Here is an 18,900-nt window from a genome sequence, read left to right on the forward strand (position 1 = left end):
TCCTTGCGGACGGCTCCTCAGCATGAGGAAGGTGAGAGGGGCGGTGATGGAACTGAGGCCGGGAAGGCTCTGAGACGTCCAAACCTCCCTCATGCTGAGGAGGCGCGCAGCGCCGTCTCGAAGCACGCAGTCGGCTTCGGCCACGCGCATCTCTCCCTGACGCGCCGCCAGGCGCTTGCGACGCTCGGCGCCGCGACCCTTGTCGGACTGTCGCGACTCGCCAGAGCCGACGCCCCGGCGGTTCTCGGCTCCGCCATCGGCCCGGACGGCGCCTTCCATGCGGCAGCTCTCGACGGCGAACTCTCCGAACGCGCCGGCGCCGGGCTCGCCTTGCGAGTCCATGCGCTCACCCCGCGGCCGGACGGGCGCGAGGCGGTGGCGGTCGGCCGACGCCCGCAGGACGTCGCCTTCGTGCTCGACGGGGCGGGCGAAACCCTCCGGGCGTCGTTCGACGCCACCGAGGGGCGCCGCTTTTCCGGCCACGGCGACTATTCGCGCGACGGCGTGACGTTCATGACCGCCGAGATCGATTTCGAGACGGGCGAGGGCGTCGTGGTCCTGCGCGACGTCGCGGGCGGCTACCAACCGCGCGCCGAATTCGCCTCGGCCGGGGTCGGTCCGCATGAGCTGATCGGCGCCGGCGGCCTCGTGGCGGTCGCGAACGGCGCGAAGGAGCCGAAGTCCGAGCCCGGCGTCGCCGCGCTCGGTCGCACGACCGCCCGCTCCAACGTCGCGCTGCTCCATGCCGGGACCGGCGCAGCGGAGAGCGTCGCGGCGCTCGAGGACGGCATGGAGACGCTCTCGCTCCGCCATCTCGTCGCGACGCCCGGCGGCGGCGTCATCGTCGGCGCGCAGGACACGGCGAAAGGCGCGCGCGACCTGCCGCTCGTGGCGCGCGTCGAGGGCGAAAGACTGCGCTTCCTCGAGGTCGACTACGGGCTCGCGGCGCGCTTCGGCGGCTATGTGGGACAGCTCTCGCTCGACGCCTCGGGCCGCTATCTCGCGGCCTCCGGGCCGGTCGGCGGCGTCGTCGGCGTGTTCGACCTGGAGACCGACGAGTGTCTGGGCCTCGTGCCCGCGCCGGACTGCTGCGCGGTGGCGGCCGACGGGACGACCGGCGGCTTCGTCGCCGCGACCGGGCTCGGCGAGGCGCTGCGCATCGCAGCGCATGAGAGCGGCGTCGCGATCACGGCCCGCCGGGCGAGCCGCCTGCGTTGGGACAACCATCTGGCGTCCCGGGCGAATTTCGTCTGACACGAACCCGCGACGGTCGCATCCGGCGCTTGCTCGCGGGACAGGAGTCTTCTACCTCTTCGCCTTGCCGCCTTCCGCAACATCACCTTGCGGGGACTTGACCATTCGGCAGGTCGTCAGAGCGGCGAAGCGCGCCGGCAAAGGCGTCGCTCAGGGAGACAAGTTCATGGAACGCCGCAAATTCCTCACGACCGCCGCAGTCGGCGCCGCCGGCGCGACCGCGCTCGCGGCCCCCGCGATCGCGCAGTCCCAGCCCAAGATCCGCTGGCGCATCACCTCGAGCTTCCCGAAGTCGCTCGACACCATCTACGGCGGCGCCGAGGTGTTCTCGAAGGCGCTGGGCGAGATGTCCGACGGCAACTTCGTCGCGCAGGTCTTCGCCGCGGGCGAAATCGTGCCGGGCCTGGAAGCCGCCAACGCGGTCACCAACGGCACGGTCGAGGCCTGCCACACCTGCTCGTACTACTACGTCGGCAAGGACCCGACCTTCGCGCTCGGCTCCGTGGTGCCGTTCGGCCTGAACAGCCGCCACCTCAACGCCTGGCAGCGCACCGGCGGCAACGAACTCATGGACGAGTTCTACGCCAAGCATAACTTCGTCGGCCTGCCCTGCGGCGGCACGGGCCCAGATGGGCGGCTGGTGGCGCAAGGAGATCAACAATCTCGACGACCTCAAGGGCGTCAAGATGCGCATCGCGGGCCTCGCCGGCCAGACCATGGCCAAGCTCGGCGTCGTGCCGCAGCAGATCGCCGGCGGCGACATCTATCCCTCGCTCGAAAAGGGCGTGATCGACGCGGCCGAATGGATCGGGCCGTATGACGACCACAAGCTTGGCTTCTACCAGATCGCCAAGAACTACATGTATCCGGGCTGGTGGGAGGGGAGCCTCGCGGTCCACCTCTTCATCAACAACAACAAGTGGAACGAGCTGTCGCCGGCCTACAAGGCGATGGTGAAGGGCGCGGCCTCGATCGCCAACGAGCAGATGATCGCCAAGTACGACGCCCAGAACCCGAAGGCTCTGCGCGAGATCGTGGCCTCGGGCGTCAAGCTGAAGCCGTTCCCGCGCGACGTGATGGAGGCGGCCTACAAGGCGAGCCAGGAGATCTACGCGGACCTCTACACCAAGAACGAGGCCTTCAAGAAGATCCACGAGAACCAGCAGGCGTTCCGCAACGAGGAGATCCTGTGGTTCCGCGTGGCGGAGCTGCCGTTCGACTCGTTCATGGCGCAGATGCAGAGCCGCGGCTGAGATTCGCGTCGGAAACACGCCGTCATGCCCGCATTCGCGGGCATCCACGACTTGGGCGTAGCGCTCTACGCTCCCAGCAAGTCGTGGATACCCGGCTCCGCCGGGCATGACGACGGCTGACCGTGGCGTCTGAACGCTGATTGAGATCACGCCCGCGGCTTGTCCGCGGGCGTTTTCGTGTGTGGCGCGGTCCTTAGGGCTCCCGCCGCAGGCGTGTCCCGGCTCGATTTCTCTGCCTAAGAGTTGTGCTTGCCGGTCGCAGGTCCCCGGTTACGATGCCCTCGCAAGACAGGCCGCGGCGAAAAACGCTGCGGCGACAACGGACATAAGTCCGCGCCGGCGCAAGCCGTGTCCAAGAGGGAAGACCACCATGGAACGACGCAAGTTTCTGACGAGCGCGGCTGTCGGCGCCGCGGGCGCGGCCGGGCTCGCGGCCCCGGCGATCGCGCAGTCGATGCCGAAGGTGAAATGGCGCATCGCCTCGAGCTTCCCGAAGTCGCTCGACACGATCTACGGCGGCGGCGAGACCTTCGCCAAGGCGATCTCCGACATGACCGACGGCAATTTCACCGCGCAGGTGTTCGCCGCGGGCGAGCTGGTGCCCGGGCTCGAGGCCGCGAACGCGGTCACCAACGGCACGGTCGAGGCCTGCCACACCTGCTCGTATTACTATGTCGGCAAGGACCCGACCTTCGCGCTCGGCACCGCGGTGCCGTTCGGCCCGAACGCGCGCCAGATGAACGCCTGGCTGCGCTCCGGCGGGCGCGAACTGCTCGACGAGTTCTATGCGCTCCACAACATCGTCAACCTGCCCTGCGGCAACACCGGCGCGCAGATGGGCGGCTGGTTCCGCAAGGAGGTCACCAAGCTCGACGACCTCAAGGGCGTGAAGATGCGCATCGCGGGCCTCGCGGGGCAGACGATGGCGCGGCTCGGCGCGGTGCCGCAGCAGATCGTGGCCGGCGACATCTACCCCTCGCTCGAGAAGGGCGTGATCGACGCCGCCGAATGGATCGGTCCCTATGACGACCTGAAGCTCGGCTTCAACCAGGTCGCGAAGAACTACATGTATCCCGGCTGGTGGGAGGCGGCCCCTGCATCCACCTCTTCATCAACAAGGTGAAGTGGGAGGAGCTGCCGCCGATCTACAAGAACATCGCCAAGGGCGCGGCCGCGATCGCCAACGAGACGATGCTCGCGAAATACGACAACCAGAACCCCAAGGCGCTGCGCGAGATCGTGGCGTCGGGGGTGAAGCTGCGGCCGTATTCCCGCGACATCATGGAGGCGGCCTACAAGGCGAGCCAGGACATCTACGCCGAGCTCTACGCCAAGAACGAGCACTTCAAGAAGATCCACGAGAGCCAGACCGCCTTCCGCAACGAGGAGGTGATGTGGTTCCGCGTGGCCGAGCTGCCGTTCGACAGCTTCATGGCGCAGATGCAGAGCCGCGGCTGATCTTCGCCGCGACGCACGTTTCGCGCGAAGGGCCCGGCGGCGACGCCGGGCCCTTTCGTTTTCGCTTGCGGAACGAGGGCCTTCCGGCCTTGCCGCGGGGGCGGCCCGCCCCTATCTCGCGCTCAAACAAAAGAGCATTCGTAGCGAGGGAGCGTCGCCATGGCTCGTCTATCCGCAGCGACGAGCGAGACGCCCGTCCGCGCTTCGCCGCCCGCGCGTCCGACGGGATATCCCGATGGCCTCGCGCTGTTCCTCGATCTCGACGGCACGGTTCTCGACCTCGCCGCGACCCCGGGCGCGGTGTCGCTGCCGGCCGAGACGCGCGCGGCCATCGCCGTATTGTCCGAGCGGCTCGGCGGGGCGCTCGCGGTGATCACGGGCCGCGAACTCGCCGACGTCGACCGCATCCTTGCGCCGCTGCGCCTGCCCGCGGCCGCGCTCCATGGCGCGGAGCTGCGTCGCCGGGGCGGGGGCAGGGCGGCGGCGGGAGCCGGGGATCTTCCGCAGCGCCTCACGGCGGCTCTCGGCGCTTTCGTCGACCAGCGCCCGGGCCTCACGCTCGAAGACAAGGGGGCTTCGGCCGCGGTGCATTTCCGCGCCAGCCCCGAGCGCGAGGGCGAGGTGCGCGACCATGTCGGCGACCTCGTCGAAAAGCTCGCCCCGAGCATGAGCTGCAGCCCGGCAAGATGGTGGTGGAGGTGCGTCCGCGCGGCATCGACAAGGGCGCGGCGTTGCGCGCGCTGATGGAGCAGCCGCCCTTCGCGGGCCGGACGCCGCTCGTCTGCGGCGACGACCTCACGGACGAGTTCGCCTTCGAGGCGGCCGCCGCGCTCGGCGGCGCCGCGATCCTGGTGGGCGAGGTCGCCCGGCCATCGGTCGCGGCCTATGCGGCGCCCGATCCGGCGGCGATGCGCGCCTGGCTCGCGGAGCTGGCGGCGGCCGACTGAGCCGGCCGCCGCAGGGGCGGCGTCAGGAGATGACGACGTCGTCGTAGTCGAAGTCGAGGCCGGGCTTGAGCTTGGCGATCAGCACCGCGTCCTCGCCGCCCGCGCCGTCGGCGTCGAAGAACAGCTTGCCGGTCTTGGCGTCGTAGATCAGGCGGTCGGAGGAGTCCTTGGCCTCCGTGCCGATCGTGAAGGCGCTTTCGGAAAGGTCGCCCTGCTCTAGGCCGAACTTCGAGCCGAGCGCGATCTTGTCCTGGCCGGCCGTGAAGTCCTCGATGATGACGATGTCGCCGCCTTCGCCGTCGCGGAAGCGGAACGTGTCGTCGCCGTCGCCGCCGATCAGCGTGTCGGCGCCGCCGCGGCTGACCAGCACGTCGTCGCCGGCGCCGCCCACGAGCTTGTTCGCGCCGGAGTCGCCGACGAGCCGGTCGTCATGCTCGGAGCCGCGCACGGTCTCGAAGCCCTCGACGCCGCCGGTCCCGGTCGCCTTGCCGGTGTCGAGATTGACCGTCACGCCCTTCGAAAAATCGCTGTAGTCGAGCCGGTCGCCGCCGTCGCCGCCCTCGGCGTCCCGACGATCTTCGAGCCGTCGAGGACCTTGAGCCGGTCGTCGCCGCCGCCGAGATCGATCGCGACGCCGTCGCCGCCGACGATCTTGCCGCTGTTGACGATCACGTCGTCCTGTTCGCCCACGATCTTGATCGCCAAGCCCGTGCCGCCCTTGATCAGGCCGTCGTTCTCGATGCGCGTCTCGAAGGTGCCGCCGCCCTGCGAGCTGTCGTCGATCAGGATGCCGACGTCCGCGCCGGTGATCTTCGCGCCGTCGAAATTGTAGATCTCGCCGCCGCCGGCCGCGATGCCCTCGGAGGTGTTGGGCAGGCCGTCGGAGCCGGTTCCGCCCGAGCCCGTGCCCTTGATCACGCCGTAGTTGAAGATGTGGGCGTCGAAATCGATGTCGACGCCGTCGCCGTCGCCGTCATTGATCCCGTCCGGCCCGCCGCCGTCCTCCTCGCCGACCTCGCTGCCATGCGTGTCGGAGCCTTCGGAGTCGGAGAACGCGCCGATGATCGTGCCGTAATTGACCACGGTTCCGGAGCCGTCCGAGCCGACGCCGGAGCCGTTGTGGCCGACGATGACGCCGCCGGCCTTGTTGGTCACCTTGATGATGGAGCCTTCGCCGGCGTCGACGCCGTGACGGTCGCCCTCGATCCGGCCGGAGTTGACGACCACGCCCTTGGCGTCGTCCTCGAACGACACGCCGTCGGCGCCGTCCGAATAGCCCTTGTCGTCGCCGCCGGAGATCCGACCCTCGTTCACGACGCGGCCGACGCCGCCGATCTTCACGCCGTCGTTCTCGCCCGAGGAGATGACGCCGAGGTTGTGGACGAGGCTGCGGAAGTCGCCGCTGGCGTCGGCGAGGTCGAGGCCCTGGCCGATGTCGGACCGGATCAGCCCGTCCTCGCCGTTGCGGATCGCGAGCTCGCCGGAGACGAGGTCGCCGCTGTCGATCTTCACGGCGTCGTCCTCAGAGGACATCTCGCCATAGTTCACGATCTCGGCGGTGAGGCTGTCGCCCACCTCCTCGTCGAACACGATCACCCGGCCTTCCTCGGCGAGGTTCTCCATGACGCCGTAGTTCACGATCGTCGCGCCGTCGGTCGGCTGTTCGAACCGGACCGTCTCGTCCTCGTCGGATACGGAGAACACGCCGCGCACGCGCAGCGCGTCGTCGGCCTCCATGTCCAGGCGCTCGGTGCGGGTCTGGTTCTCGCCGATCTTGATACGGGCCATGCGACGCTCCTGTCAGACGCCGCCTGCGTCGGAAGCAGGGTGGGCGAGGGTTGCGAGCCTATGGACCGGCGGCGTGACGATTGAACGACAAACCAAGGGTTGTGGTCAGCGCGCGATGTCGAACCCTGTCCGATAGGCCGAGGCGCGGCCGTCGTCGGGCCGGTAGCCGACCACGGTCTGCGACTGTTCGCCGAGGCCCTGGACCCCGAGCCGCATCACGTCGCCGGGCTTCAGGAACACCGGAGGGTCCATCGCCATGCCGACGCCGGGCGGGGTGCCGGTGGTGACGACGTCGCCCGGATCGAGCGTCATGAAGCTCGAGATGTAGCTGAGCAGATACGGATCCGGAAGATCATGGTCGAGGTCGAGCCGTTCTGCATCCGGCGGCCGTTGAGATCGAGCCACATGTCGAGATTGTCGAGGTCGCCGGCCTCGTCGAGCGTGACGAGCCACGGCCCGAGCGGGCCGAAGGTCGGGCAGCCCTTGCCCTTGGTCCACTGACCGGAGCGTTCGGTCTGGAAGTGGCGCTCGGTGACGTCGTTGCAGACGCACACGCCCGCGATGTGTGAGAGCGCGTCCTCCTCGGCGACGTTCTGGGCCCGGTCGCCGATCACGAAGGCGATCTCGACCTCCCAGTCGACCTTCTCGTGGGTCTTGGGGAGGATGACGTCGTCTTCCGGCCCGACGATGCAGTTCGGAGCCTTGTTGAACAGGATGGGCTCGCGCGGCACGCGCAGGCCGGTCTCGGCCGCGTGGTCGGCGAAGTTCAGGCCGACGCCGATGAAGTTGCGTACGCCCCCGACGCAGGCGCCGAGCCGCGCGCCCTCGGGCGCGAGCGGCAGCGAGGCCGGGTCGTGGTCGCGGATGCGCTTCAGACCGGCCGAGGTCAGCGCCGCGCCCGCGACGTCGGGAATGACGCCGCTGAGGTCGCGCGCACCTTGCCCTCGGCGTCGATCAACCCGGGACGCTCCGCGCCCGCCTCTCCGAACCGCACCAGCTTCATGATCGTCATCCCTTTGCGTTTCTTGTCGCGCCTGGCGTCGAGGCCGAGCGGCAGCGACGTAGCGATATGACGGCGCGCCGCCTTTGACGAGCGCGGCTAACGATCTAGAGCCTCCCGCCACTGGTGCGCGAGCGCCACGCTTTGGGCGAAACTGCGACGAAATGCGTCGACATTGTTGCGGCGGCCGCGGCGCCCATGCACCCTCGGCTCAAGGCTTCGTCGAATCGGAGCCGTCAAACAAGGCATGGCGCGTCGGGGGACGGGGACGCCGAGCCGGGGGTCGGGAAACCACAATGTCGGTGAATCTGAAGCGTCGCGTCATTCTGTCGTCAGGCGCGGTCGCGCTCTGCGCCCTGTGCGCCTCCTCGACGGCCTTCGCCGGCGCCTTCGCGCCGCGCGAGCAGAGCGCGGTCGGGCAGGGCATGTCGTTCGCCGGCATGGCGGCCGGCGGCGGCGACTCCATCTCCGGCATGTTCTGGAACCCGGCCGTCATCAACCAGGTCGAGCATTTCCAGGGCGAGCAGCACGTTTCGGTGATCGTCCCGGACTCCACCATCGACGTCACGAGCGCGCTCGGGGCCTTCGGCGACAGCGGCAACATCGGCAAGGTCGCGGCGCTGACCTCGGGCTACAGCGCCTATCGCGTGTCCGACACGGTGGTGCTCGGCCTCTCGATCAACACGCCGTTCGGCCTCGCCACCGATCCGAAGAGCAACTGGGGCGGCCAGATCTATGCGCGCAACTCGCGCGTCCGCTCGATCAACGCGACCCCGACGGTCGGCGTCCAGCTGACCGACTGGTTGTCGATCGCCGGCGGCGTCCAGATCCAGTGGTTCGACATCCGCCTGAAGCGCGCCGTGGGCAACGGCGTTCCCGGTGACGCCGTGCTTCCGGGCGCGGGCTCCGCGACGCTCAAGGGCGACGACATCGGCGTCGGCTTCACGGCCGGCATGACCATCGAGCCGATGAAGGCACCAGCATCGGCGTCGGCTTCCGCTCCTCGGTCTCGCACACGCTCGACGGCAAGCTCTACGGCCCGAACCCGCCGCTGCCGGCGGACTTCGACGTCAAGGCCAAGGTGAAGCTGCCCGAAGTCGTGACCTTCGGCATCCGCCAGAAGCTGACAAACGAGCTCACCGCCCTCGGCGGCTTCGAATGGACCAACTGGAGCCGCCTCAAGACCGTCAACGTGAAGACCGGCGGCCTCGGCACGATCCAGACTCTGCCGTTCAACTATGACGACGGCTACTTCGTCTCTGGCGGCCTCGAATACGCCTATTCGCCGGACCTGACGGTGCGCGGCGGCGTCGGCTACGAGTGGTCGCCGATCAGCACCAAGAACCGCGACGTGCGCCTGCCCGACGACAATCGCTGGTGGCTCTCGGCCGGCGGCAGCTACAATTACAGCGAAAAGCTGTCCTTCGACCTTGGCTACTCCTACGTGTTCGTGCCGGGCAAGTCGAAGATCGACATCGCGCCGGACCCGCTCGTGGGTGCCCCGGGGCTCCAGGGCAAGGCGAAGTCCGACGTGCACATCGTCTCGGCGGCGGTCCGCTACAAGTTCGGCGGCGAAGCCCCGGCGGCGCTCGTCACCAAGTACTGAGGCGCAATCACGCACTGAGGCGTTCGAAAGAACGCCTCGCCGCGCCGCGCGCGGTTCGAAGGGGTCGGCCTTGGGGGAGGCCGGCACCTTTTCGTTTCGGGGCGAGGCGGCGAGGCCGTTATGCCTGCGTCTTCACGCGGGTATCCACGACTTGGCGTGGCGCCTGACGATCCTGGGAAGTCGTGGACGCCCGGCTCCGCCGGGCATGACGCCGACGCGCGAGCTCGGTCTTGTCGCGGCGTCAGAACGCGCCCGGAAAATTGCCGCCGTCGATCAGGAAGTTCTGGCCGGTGAGATAGCCGGCCTGCGCCGAGCACAGGAAGGCGCAGAGCTGGCCGAACTCCTCCGGCGTGCCGAAGCGCTTGGCCGGAACGCCCGCCATTCGCGCGTTTGCGACCTCCTCCGGCGTGACGCCCTTGAGCTTGGCCTCGGCCGGAAAGCCGCCGCGCAGCCGGTCGGTGTCGAACATGCCCGGCAGCACGTTGTTGATGGTCACGTTCTTGTCCGCGACCGTGCGGGCGACGCCGGCGAGGAAGGCGGTCAGCCCCGCACGCGCGCCGCTCGAGAGATCGAGCCCGACGATCGGGGCCTTCACCGAGGCCGAGGTGATGTTGACGATGCGGCCGAAGCCGCGTTCGGCCATGCCGTCGATCACACGCTGAATGAGCTCGATGGGCGTCACCATGTTGGCGACCACGCCGGCGAGCATGGCGTCCCGCGAGAGCTCGCGAAAATCCTTGCGGGGCGGGCCGGCGTTGTTGTTGACGAGGATGTCGGGGGAGGGAGCCGCGGCGAGAAGCGCGTCCTGGCCCGCGGCCGTCGCGACGTCGCCTGCGACCGCGATCACCTCGGCGCCAGTCATGCGGCGGATCTCCTCGGCGACCGTTTCGAGCCGCGCGGCGTCGCGGCCGTTGATGACGACGCGGGCGCCTTCCGCCGCAAGCGCCTCGGCGCAGCCGCGTCCGAGCCCCTTGGAGGAGGCGCAGACGATCGCGGTGCGGCCGGCGATGCCGAGGTCCATGGTCAAGTCCTTCCCAGTCGATCACGAAAAAAGGCCGGTCCCTCGAAAAGGACCGGCCCGGTCTTAAGCGCGGTTCGGCTCCGCGTCAGCCCTGATGGCGGCCGGACATGAAGCGGTCGAACTCCTCCCGCTGGCGGCTGTCGTCATGGGCGCCGCGCTCGGCGCGCAGATGCGCCTCGAAGGCGGCCGTCGTCTCGTCGAGCTTGCGGCGCTCCTCGTCGAGGCGGCGAAGCTCGGCGTCGCGCCAGGCGTCGAACTGGGCGTTGCCGGTGCGCTTGAACGCGCCGAAGCCGCAGGAGCCGCGGCTCGCGCCGCCGGCGGCGTCGGCCGCGCCGCGGGGACGGAACTCCTCGCGGAAGGTTCGGCCGAGGTCTTCGGTCGCCCGTTTCACCTTGGCCGCGATCCCGCTTTCGCTGCGCGCCTCGGCGAGGATGCGCTCGCCCCAAAGCACATAGACGAGCATCGCGAGGCCAAGCGGCCAAAACACGACGAACCCGATCGCGGTCAGCGCGATCGTCAGCGCCGTCCAGCGGTGCGGCACGCCCGGGATGGCCGAGCCTTCGTCGATCGGAGGGTTCTGGGTCATTGGGGTCTGGGTCTCCTTCGAGGCCCGCGGGCGTCGGGGGAAAAGCCCGGGGTCTGTTGCCATTTGGCGACGGCGCGACCGCGCTTCAAGAGAGCGAGGCGCTTGCGCTGGCCCCGAGAGCGTCAACGCCCCATGTCCACAGGGATCCATGACGCGGTGCGTCATATGGGCGAGACGAATCTCAACTATCCGCGAGCTGACGGGGGCGATCGGAGGGAGCGCTGTTGACGAACGAGCCAGAGACGCGTCGCTACCGCACGCTGTTCATCTCGGACGTCCATCTCGGCACCAAGGGTGCCAGGCCGAGATGTGCTGGATTTCCTGAGAGAACGACGCCGACACGATCTATCTCGTCGGCGACATCATCGACGGATGGCGGCTGAAGGACGGCTGGGTACTGGCCGCAGGCCCACAACGACGTCGTGCAGAAGCTGCTGCGCAAGGGCCGCAAGGGCGCGCGCATCGTCTATGTGCCCGGAAACCACGACGAGTTCCTGCGCAACTACTACGGCACGCATTTCGGCGGCGTCGAAGTGGCCGAGACCGCGATCCACGAGACCGCCGACGGCAAGCGCTACCTCGTCATCCACGGCGACATCTTCGACATGGTGGTGCGTCATGCGCGCTGGCTGGCCTTCCTCGGCGATTGGGCCTACGAGACCGCGCTCGTCGTCAACACCTATGTGAGCTATGTGCGGCGCAAGCTCGGCCTCAGCTACTGGTCGCTGTCGGCCTGGGCGAAGCTCAAGGTGAAGAACGCCGTGAACTTCATCGGCCAGTTCGAGGCCTCGCTCTCGCAGGAGGCCAAGAAGCACGAGGTCGACGGCGTGATCTGCGGCCACATCCACCACGCCGCCATGCACGACATGAACGGCGTGGCCTATGTGAACTGCGGCGACTGGGTGGAAAGTTGCACCGCGATCGCCGAACATGACGACGGGCGGCTGGAGCTCATCCGCTGGGGCGAGCGACAGATCTCCCCGATCGTCGATTTCGAGGCCAAGCGCGCCGAGGGCGTCCACGCCGCGGCCTGACGGCCCCGCGCCGGGGATCCCGGCGCGCAGATGACCGGAGCAGAAGAAATCCCATGCGGGTGCTGGTTGTGACCGACGCCTGGCGTCCGCAGGTGAACGGCGTCGTGCGCACGATCGAGCACCTCGTGGAGCACGCCCCGGCCTATGGGGCGCAGATCGACCTGCTGACCCCGCAGCGCTTCCGCACCGTGCCGATGCCGACCTATCCGGAGATCCGCCTGTCGCTCGCGCGCACCTCGGTGGTGTCGCGGATGATCGCCGAGGCGCGGCCCGACAACGTCCACATCTCGACCGAGGGGCCGCTCGGCATCGCGGCGCGGCGCGCCTGCCTCAAGGCGGGGATCGGCTTCACCACGAGCTACCACACGCGCTTTCCCGAATATCTGCGGCGGCGCGCGCCGGTGCCGGAGCGCTGGACCTACGCCTGGCTGCGGCGGTTCCACAACGCCGGCGACGGCATGATGGTGGCGACGCGCTCGCTCTCCGACGAACTGTCGGCGCGCGGCTTCCAGCGCCTGATGTTCTGGGGGCGGGGCGTCGACGCCGACCGCTTCCGGCCGCGTCCGGGCGTCGACGTGCTGAAGCTGCCGCGGCCGATCTTCCTCTATGTTGGCCGCGTCGCGACCGAGAAGAACATCGAGGGGTTCCTCGCGCTCGACCTGCCGGGATCGAAGGTCGTGGTCGGCGACGGGCCGGCCCGGCGCGACCTCGAGGCGGCGTTTCCGGACGCGCACTTCACCGGCTCGCTCGAGGGCGAGGCGCTCGCCGAGGCCTATTCGTCCTGCGACGTCTTCGTGTTCCCGAGCCGCACCGACACCTTCGGCATCGTGATCCTGGAGGCGCTGGCGAGCGGCCTGCCCGTGGCCGCGTTCCCCGTCACCGGGCCGGTCGACATCCTGGCGGGCTCCGGCGTCGGCGCGCTCGACGAGGATCTGCGCGCGGCCGCGCTCGCAGCCCTCGACCTGCCGAAGGACAAGGCGCGCGCCTTCGCGCTCCATCACGGCTGGGCGGACGCCGCCCGCGTCTTCGTGGAGAACGTCGCGAGCGCCATGGAGCTGCGCGCGCGCCGCCGATCGGCCTGAGGCGCAGGGTTCAGGCGAACAGGATCGCCTTTTCGGCGGCCGAAAGCCGATCGAGCAGGGGCCGGGGACGGACCGGAGGCGGCGGTTCGCGCCAGGCGCTCGCGGCCCGGGGCGGCGCGGCCGGCGCCGGTCGCTCGGCCGGGCGGTCGATGCGAGGCTCGGCGGGAGGCTCGACGGTCTTCGCGGGTTCGGCGACCCCGGGCGCGGCGAGGGCGACGAGCGCGGCCGCCTGCGGCGCGCCGAGCGCGCGCAGCGCCTTCGTCAGGTCGTCTTCGACGGCCCGCAGGCCCTCCACTGCGTCGGCATCGGTGTTTTTCAGCGATGCGCGGACCTGCGTGGCGGTCTCGAGCGCGGAGGCGACCCGGCGGGCGGCCTCCTCGGCTTCGGGGGCGGACGCCGTCCGGCCCGAGAGCCGCGCTTCGACCGCCGCCAGCGCCTCCAGCACCGCGGCCGTGTCGGCGGCGCGGTTGCGGCGGGCGAACTCGGCGAGGAACCAGCGCCCGCGCTCGGTCTCCATCACCGCGGAGGCGATCTCGTCGTAGTCCTCCAGAGACAGCGCCGGCGGCGAAGACATGGGACGAACCTCAGGCCGCGGAATCATCCGCAAGGCGCTCGCCCATCTAAGGCCCATCCCCGCCGCGGCAAAAGCCTTGCGGGCTGCGCGCGGCCGTCATCCCCAGAGCTTTGGGTCCGGCGGGCTCATCAGGCTGCCGTCATAGACGAGGCCGTGCTCCCGATCGCGCGCGAGCAAAAGCGGGCCGTCGAGGTCGACCACGCTCGCTGTCTGCGCGACGAGGACCGCGGGCGCCATGGCGAGCGAGGAGGCCAGCATGCAGCCGACCATCAGCGAAAGACCGGCGTCCTGCGCCTCCTTCGCGAAGGCGAGCGCCTCGGTGAGGCCGCCCGTCTTGTCGAGCTTGAGGTTGACGGCGTCGTAGCGCCCGATCAGGCGCGCGAGGCTCGCGCGGTCATGCGCGCTCTCGTCGGCGCAGACCGCGATCGGGCGTTCGACCCGGGCGAGGATCTCGTCGTCGTCGGCCGGAAGCGGCTGCTCGACCAGCGTCACGCGCGCGGCTGCGCAGGCCGAAAGGTTCGTTGCGAGCGCTTCTCCCGTCCAGCCTTCGTTGGCGTCGACGATGAGTTCGGCCGAGGGCGCGGCGGCTCGCACCGCCGCGATCCGCTCGGGGTCGCGGCCATCGCTTCCGCCGAGCTTCACCTTGAGCAGCGGCCGCGACGCCGCCTTGGCGGCGGCCTCCGCCATGGCTTCGGGAGCGCCGAGCGAGAGCGTGTAGGCGGTGACAAGCGGCTTCGGCTCCGGCAGGCCGGCGAGCGCCGCGACGCTCGTCCCGGCGCGCTTGGCCTCGAGATCCCAGAATGCGCAGTCGAGCGCGTTGCGCGCCGCGCCGGCGTGAAGTCGCGCCTGCAGGCCCGGGCGATCGAGCCCGGCGGCGATCTCGCCCGCGAGCGCGTCGATCTCGGCCTTCACGCCCTCCGGCGTCTCGCCGTAGCGCGGATAGGGCCGACACTCGCCGCGGCCGCGATGGGCGCCGTCGGCAAGCTCCGCCACCACCGTCACGATTTCGGTGACGGCGCCGCGGGCGATCGTGAAGGCTCCGGCGACGGGCCAGCGTTCGATGCGGCAGGAGAGGGCGACGGGCATGGCGATCCGGGTCCGCTTCGGTTCGGGACAGGCGCGTCCCGGCCTGAAAGCCTTACCGGCTGCGGCCGCGCGACTGAACCCCGATCGCGGCGTCTTCCGGGTCTGGAAAATTCCGCGCCGCGAGGCGATGGTCGCCGCCACCCGTCCGACCCGGAGGTCTCGCCATCGCCCTCGTCTGGAAGATCCTGATCGGACTGGGCGCGATCTACGCGGCCGTCTGCCTCTTCATGGTGCTGGCGCAGGACCGCCTGACCTTCCATCCGCGCGGCGAGATGGGGCCGCCGGCCGCCTTCGGGCTCGACGACTTCCAGCGCGTGACGTTCCGCACGGACGACGGCGTCGATCTCGTCGGCTGGCTGCACGAGGCCGCGAAAAACGACAAGGCGATCCTCTATTTCTACGGCAACGCCGACGCGCTGCCGCCTTATGCCGGCTTCTTCCGGGCTCTGGCGGAGGCCGGCTACACGGTGCTCGGGGTCAATTATCGCGGCTATGGCGGCTCCGCCGGCTCCCCCTCCGAGGCCGGTCTCTACAAGGACGCCGACGCCGCGCTCGCCTTCCTCACGCAGCGCGTTCCGTCCGAGCGCGTGACGGTGATGGGCCGCTCGCTCGGCTCCGGGGTCGCGGTGGATCTTGCGGCGCGCAACTCCGTCAGGTCGCTTGTGCTGATCTCGCCCTTCACGTCGGTGACCGACGTCGCGGCTGAGATCTACTGGTTCCTGCCGGTGCGGCTTCTCGCTGGGGGGCGGTTCGATTCGCTCGCTGACATCCGCAAGGTCTCGGCCCCGATCCTGATGCTTCACGGCGACCGGGACACGCTCATCGCGCCCGAGCAGGCGCGGCGGCTCCTTGCGGCCGCGAACGAGCCGAAGCGCCTCGAGATCCTCGAAGGCGCCGACCATATCGGGATCGATTTCGACCGCGTGTTCCGCTCGCTCGTCGCGTTCGAGCGCGGACGCTGACGAAGCGACGAGTAAGGGTAAGGCGCCCCGAACGTTGGCGGTCATCCCGGCCGAAGAGCCGGGATCCAGACGCGCCGACGTCGCCGACCTCACGCGCCGTCTCGGTTCTGGATCCCGGCATGAAGCCGGGATGACGGCTGTGGTCGTTCGGACCGCCCGCTCCAAAACCTCAGCCGAACTCCGCGATCAGCCGGTCCACGATCGGCCCGGCGCCAAAGCGCACCGGGTCCGTCGCCGGGAGGCCATGGTCGGCCGCCGCCTTGTCGATCACCGCGCGGGCCTCGTCTTCGGAGAGCGCGGAGCTGTTGATCGCGATCCCGACGCAGCGGATGTCCGGATTGGTGAGCCGCCCGGCCGAGACCGTCGCCTCGATCACCTGCGCGATCGAGGGCAGGGGCGTCGCGACCCCGCGCATGTTGGTTCGGGTCGGCTCGTGGCAAACCACGAAGGCGTCGGGCTGGCTGCCGTGCAGCAGGCCGAGCGTCACGCCGGCGAAGGAGGGGTGGAACAACGAGCCCTGGCCCTCCACCACGTCCCAGTGGTCCTCGGCGGCCGCCGGCGTCAGCCATTCGGCGGCGCCGGCGATGAAGTCCGCCACCACCGCGTCGATCGCCACGCCCCGGCCGGCGATCAGCACGCCGGTCTGGCCCGTCGCGCGGAATTCGGCGTCGAGCCCGCGGGCCTGCATCTCGGCCTCGAGAGCGAGGGCTGCGTATTTCTTGCCGACCGAACAATCTGTGCCGACCGTGAGGATGCGCTTGCCCGGCCGCCTGGCGCCCTTGCCGGTCGCGAAGCGCTCGCTCGAATGGCGGACGTCGAACAGGCTCCGGCCGTTGGCCTTCGCGGCCTCGGCCACCCGCGGGATGTCGCCGAGCCGCATGTGGAGGCCGCTCGCGACGTCCATTCCCGAGTCGAGCGCCTCGACGATCACGTCGACCCAATGGTCGGGCAGCATGCCGCCGGCGTTGACGACGCCGATCACAAAGGTCTTTGCTCCCGCCGCGACCGCTCCGGCGACGTCGAGATCCTCGAGGCCGACATCGGCCCCGCAACCCTCCATCCGCATCTGGCCCACGCACCAGTCGCGCCGCCAGTCGACAACGCCCGACGCCGTCTTGGCCGCGAGCTGGTCCGGGGCGTCGCCCAGAAACAACAGGTAGGGCTTCGTGATCTCCAATGCGCGTCTCCGATGCCGCTTCGCCTCGACAGGCCTCTAAAGCACTGAATATTAGGACGCGATCTGCCCCGACAAGCCGCTCGCTCGCACCGGAGTTCACGGACCTCATCCCGCGTGGCCATTGAGACAGACGTCGCCGACCTGAAGGTCGAGGCCTTCGACGAAGGCCTCGTGCTGACGCCGCTCGGGCCCTGGACGGCGCAGACCGGCGACGGTCTGGAGACCCGAATCGATCGACTCGACCTGTCGGGCGTGTCGGGCCGGCGCGTCGCGATCGACATGGGCGAGATCGAACGCCTCGACACCGTCGGGGCCCTGCTGCTCGAACGCCTGAGGGGCGCGGCCGAGGCCGCCGGAGCCTCGTCGGATTTCTTCGACGCCCGCCCGCAGCACGAGCGCCTGATGACGGCGCTGCGCGAGCACGGCAAGGAGCCGCCGGTCGCGCTCAAGAAGCCGATCTGGCCGGTCGCCTTCGTGGAGGGGATCGGCCGCAGCGTCTGCGAGATCGGCGACGACGTGTCGCGCGGCCTTGGCTTCCTCGGCGCCGTGGTCGCGGTCTCGGGCCGGCTCGCGCTCACGCCCTGGCGATTCCGCTTCACCTCGACGATCCACCACCTCGACCGGGTCGGCGTCGGCGCGGTTCCGATCATCGCGCTGATCTCGTTCCTGGTCGGCGCAATCGTCGCGCAGCAGTCGATCTTCCAGCTCAAGAACTTCGGCGCGACTTTGTTCGTGGTCGACCTGCTCGGCATTCTGGTGCTGCGCGAACTCGGCGTGCTGCTGACCGCGATCATGATCGCGGGCCGCTCGGGCTCGGCCTTCACCGCCGAGATCGGCTCGATGAAGATGCGCGAGGAGATCGACGCGCTGAAGACCATGGGGCTCGATTCGATCGAGATCCTGGCGCTTCCGCGCCTCGTCGCGCTCGTCATCGCGCTGCCGATGCTGTCCTTCATCGCCTCGATGGCCGCGCTCCTCGGGGGCGGGCTGGTGGCCTGGGTCTATGGCGACATCACCCCGGTCACCTTCCTGCAGCGCCTCAAGGACGCGCTGACGCTGCAGACCTTCATGGTCGGGCTCATCAAGGCGCCGTTCATGGCGATCGTGATCGGCCTCATCGCCTGCACCGAGGGCATGAAGGTCGAGGGCTCGGCGGAATCGCTCGGCTCCCGCACCACGGCCTCGGTCGTGAAGGCGATCTTCGTCGTCATCGTTCTCGACGGCGTCTTCGCCATGTTCTTCGCCGGCATGGGGATCTGACGATGATGGATCCCAAAGAGGCGTCCGCCGCGGCAAACGAGCCCGAGCTCGTGATCAAGGTGAAGGACCTCGTGGTCGGCTTCGGCGACCGCAACGTCATCGACGGCTTCGACCTCGACGTCCGCAAGGGCGAGATTCTCGGCGTCGTCGGCCCCTCGGGCGCGGGCAAGTCGGTGACGCTGCGCGCCGTCATCGGCCTGCTGCCGAAGAAGGCCGGGACCGTCGAGGTGTTCGGGGTCGACATGGACGCGGCGACGCCCAAGGAGCGGCTCTCGGTCGAGCGGCGCTGGGGCGTGCTGTTCCAGCAGGGCGCGCTGTTCTCCTCGCTCACCGTCCTCCAGAACGTCGCGATGCCCCTGCGCGAGCACACCGACCTCGGCGCGAAGATGATCGAGGACGTCGCGCGGCTGAAGATCGAGCTCGTGGGGCTGAAGCCGGAGGCGGCCGACCGCTTCCCCTCCGAGCTTTCAGGCGGCATGATCAAGCGCGCGGCGCTCGCGAGAGCGCTGTCGCTCGATCCCGACATCGTGTTCCTCGACGAGCCGACCGCGGGCCTGGACCCGATCGGCGCCAACGCCTTCGACCGCCTGATCATGACGCTGAAGGACACGCTCGGCTTGACCGTCTACATGGTGACGCACGATCTCGACAGCCTCAACACCGCCTGCGACCGCATCGCGGCGCTCAAGGGCGGCAAGCTGCTCGCCGTCGGGCCGATGTCCGAGATGGTGAAGAACGACGATCCGTGGATGAAGGACTACTTCCGCGGCGAGCGGGCCCGCGCGGCCGGCATCGGCGCGGCGGCGTGAGCG

General features: G+C 69.6%; 14 protein-coding genes and 5 pseudogenes. 11 read left to right on the plus strand and 8 right to left on the minus strand.

Features of this window, described 5'->3' with window-relative positions; translation table 11 throughout:
• Positions 1–3 precede the first annotated feature (3 nt).
• The 5 genes and pseudogenes from K6K41_RS23800 to K6K41_RS23820 all read left to right on the plus strand — a co-directional run bounded on the left by K6K41_RS23800 (position 4) and on the right by K6K41_RS23820 (position 4,912).
• Positions 4–1,254 carry a DUF1513 domain-containing protein gene (locus K6K41_RS23800; RefSeq protein ID WP_261402545.1) on the plus strand — a complete coding sequence of 417 codons (1,251 nt, stop codon included), beginning with the start codon at positions 4–6 and terminating at the stop codon, positions 1,252–1,254.
• Between the two features lie 166 nt (positions 1,255–1,420).
• Positions 1,421–2,507: pseudogene (locus K6K41_RS23805) on the plus strand (TRAP transporter substrate-binding protein).
• A gap of 370 nt (positions 2,508–2,877) precedes the next feature.
• Positions 2,878–3,965, plus strand: a pseudogene (locus K6K41_RS23810) (TRAP transporter substrate-binding protein).
• Between the two features lie 159 nt (positions 3,966–4,124).
• Complete coding sequence (locus tag K6K41_RS23815; RefSeq protein ID WP_261402546.1) at positions 4,125–4,709, plus strand: trehalose-phosphatase; 585 nt, start codon at positions 4,125–4,127, stop codon at positions 4,707–4,709.
• Positions 4,658–4,912, plus strand: a complete 255-nt coding sequence (locus K6K41_RS23820) for a trehalose-phosphatase (RefSeq protein ID WP_261402547.1) — start codon at positions 4,658–4,660, stop codon at positions 4,910–4,912. Before K6K41_RS23815 ends, K6K41_RS23820 begins: the two co-directional genes overlap by 52 nt.
• A 22-nt stretch (positions 4,913–4,934) precedes the next feature.
• Here K6K41_RS23820 and K6K41_RS23825 read toward each other — a convergent pair whose 3' ends face one another.
• The 3 genes and pseudogenes from K6K41_RS23825 to K6K41_RS23835 form a co-directional block, all read right to left on the minus strand.
• The gene (locus tag K6K41_RS23825; protein WP_261402548.1) at positions 4,935–5,423 is read right to left on the minus strand and encodes a calcium-binding protein; all 489 of its coding nucleotides are present in this window, start codon (positions 5,421–5,423) and stop codon (positions 4,935–4,937) included.
• Positions 5,420–6,700, minus strand: coding sequence for a hypothetical protein (locus tag K6K41_RS23830; RefSeq protein WP_261402549.1), 1,281 nt, complete (start codon positions 6,698–6,700; stop codon positions 5,420–5,422). The genes K6K41_RS23825 and K6K41_RS23830 overlap by 4 nt, the downstream gene beginning before the upstream one ends.
• 105 nt (positions 6,701–6,805) lie before the next feature.
• Positions 6,806–7,703 (minus strand): annotated as a pseudogene (locus K6K41_RS23835) (fumarylacetoacetate hydrolase family protein).
• Positions 7,704–7,996: 293 nt separating this feature from the next.
• Between K6K41_RS23835 and K6K41_RS23840 the strand changes: the two are divergent.
• Positions 7,997–9,306: pseudogene (locus K6K41_RS23840) on the plus strand (OmpP1/FadL family transporter).
• A gap of 241 nt (positions 9,307–9,547) precedes the next feature.
• Here the strand turns inward: K6K41_RS23840 and K6K41_RS23845 are convergent.
• Positions 9,548–10,327, minus strand: a complete 780-nt coding sequence (locus tag K6K41_RS23845; protein ID WP_261402550.1) for an SDR family oxidoreductase — start codon at positions 10,325–10,327, stop codon at positions 9,548–9,550.
• An 85-nt stretch (positions 10,328–10,412) separates the two neighbouring features.
• Positions 10,413–10,913 carry a DUF2852 domain-containing protein gene (locus tag K6K41_RS23850; RefSeq protein WP_261402551.1) on the minus strand — a complete coding sequence of 167 codons (501 nt, stop codon included), beginning with the start codon at positions 10,911–10,913 and terminating at the stop codon, positions 10,413–10,415.
• 224 nt (positions 10,914–11,137) lie between these two features.
• On the opposite strand from K6K41_RS23850, the pseudogene K6K41_RS23855 reads away from it, so the two are divergent.
• Positions 11,138–11,947: pseudogene (locus K6K41_RS23855) on the plus strand (UDP-2,3-diacylglucosamine diphosphatase).
• 53 nt (positions 11,948–12,000) lie between these two features.
• Positions 12,001–13,029, plus strand: a complete 1,029-nt coding sequence (locus K6K41_RS23860; RefSeq protein ID WP_261402552.1) for a glycosyltransferase family 4 protein — start codon at positions 12,001–12,003, stop codon at positions 13,027–13,029.
• Positions 13,030–13,039: 10 nt separating this feature from the next.
• Here the strand turns inward: K6K41_RS23860 and K6K41_RS23865 are convergent, their stop codons facing one another.
• Both K6K41_RS23865 and dgcA read right to left on the minus strand, forming a co-directional pair.
• Positions 13,040–13,603 carry a hypothetical protein gene (locus tag K6K41_RS23865; protein WP_261402553.1) on the minus strand — a complete coding sequence of 188 codons (564 nt, stop codon included), beginning with the start codon at positions 13,601–13,603 and terminating at the stop codon, positions 13,040–13,042.
• Positions 13,604–13,699: 96 nt separating this feature from the next.
• The gene (gene dgcA / locus K6K41_RS23870; protein ID WP_261402554.1) at positions 13,700–14,689 is read right to left on the minus strand and encodes an N-acetyl-D-Glu racemase DgcA; all 990 of its coding nucleotides are present in this window, start codon (positions 14,687–14,689) and stop codon (positions 13,700–13,702) included.
• A 227-nt stretch (positions 14,690–14,916) separates the two neighbouring features.
• Between dgcA and K6K41_RS23875 the strand changes: the two genes are divergently transcribed.
• A complete protein-coding gene (locus K6K41_RS23875; protein ID WP_261402555.1) occupies positions 14,917–15,651 on the plus strand; it encodes an alpha/beta hydrolase in 735 nt (244 codons plus the stop codon).
• Positions 15,652–15,820: 169 nt separating this feature from the next.
• Here K6K41_RS23875 and dgcN read toward each other — a convergent pair whose 3' ends face one another.
• Positions 15,821–16,828 carry an N-acetyltransferase DgcN gene (dgcN, locus tag K6K41_RS23880; RefSeq protein ID WP_261402556.1) on the minus strand — a complete coding sequence of 336 codons (1,008 nt, stop codon included), beginning with the start codon at positions 16,826–16,828 and terminating at the stop codon, positions 15,821–15,823.
• Between the two features lie 114 nt (positions 16,829–16,942).
• Here dgcN and K6K41_RS23885 point away from each other — a divergent pair, with 114 nt between their 5' ends.
• Together K6K41_RS23885 and K6K41_RS23890 are read left to right on the plus strand one after the other, a co-directional pair.
• Entirely contained in the window at positions 16,943–18,088 is a 1,146-nt protein-coding gene (locus tag K6K41_RS23885) for an MlaE family ABC transporter permease (RefSeq protein WP_261402557.1), read from the plus strand.
• A gap of 2 nt (positions 18,089–18,090) precedes the next feature.
• Positions 18,091–18,897, plus strand: a complete 807-nt coding sequence (locus tag K6K41_RS23890; protein WP_261402558.1) for an ABC transporter ATP-binding protein — start codon at positions 18,091–18,093, stop codon at positions 18,895–18,897.
• Positions 18,898–18,900 lie beyond the last annotated feature (3 nt).

It is taken from the genome of Chenggangzhangella methanolivorans, assembly GCF_019797865.1.
Lineage (GTDB): Bacteria > Pseudomonadota > Alphaproteobacteria > Rhizobiales > Methylopilaceae > Methylopila > Methylopila methanolivorans.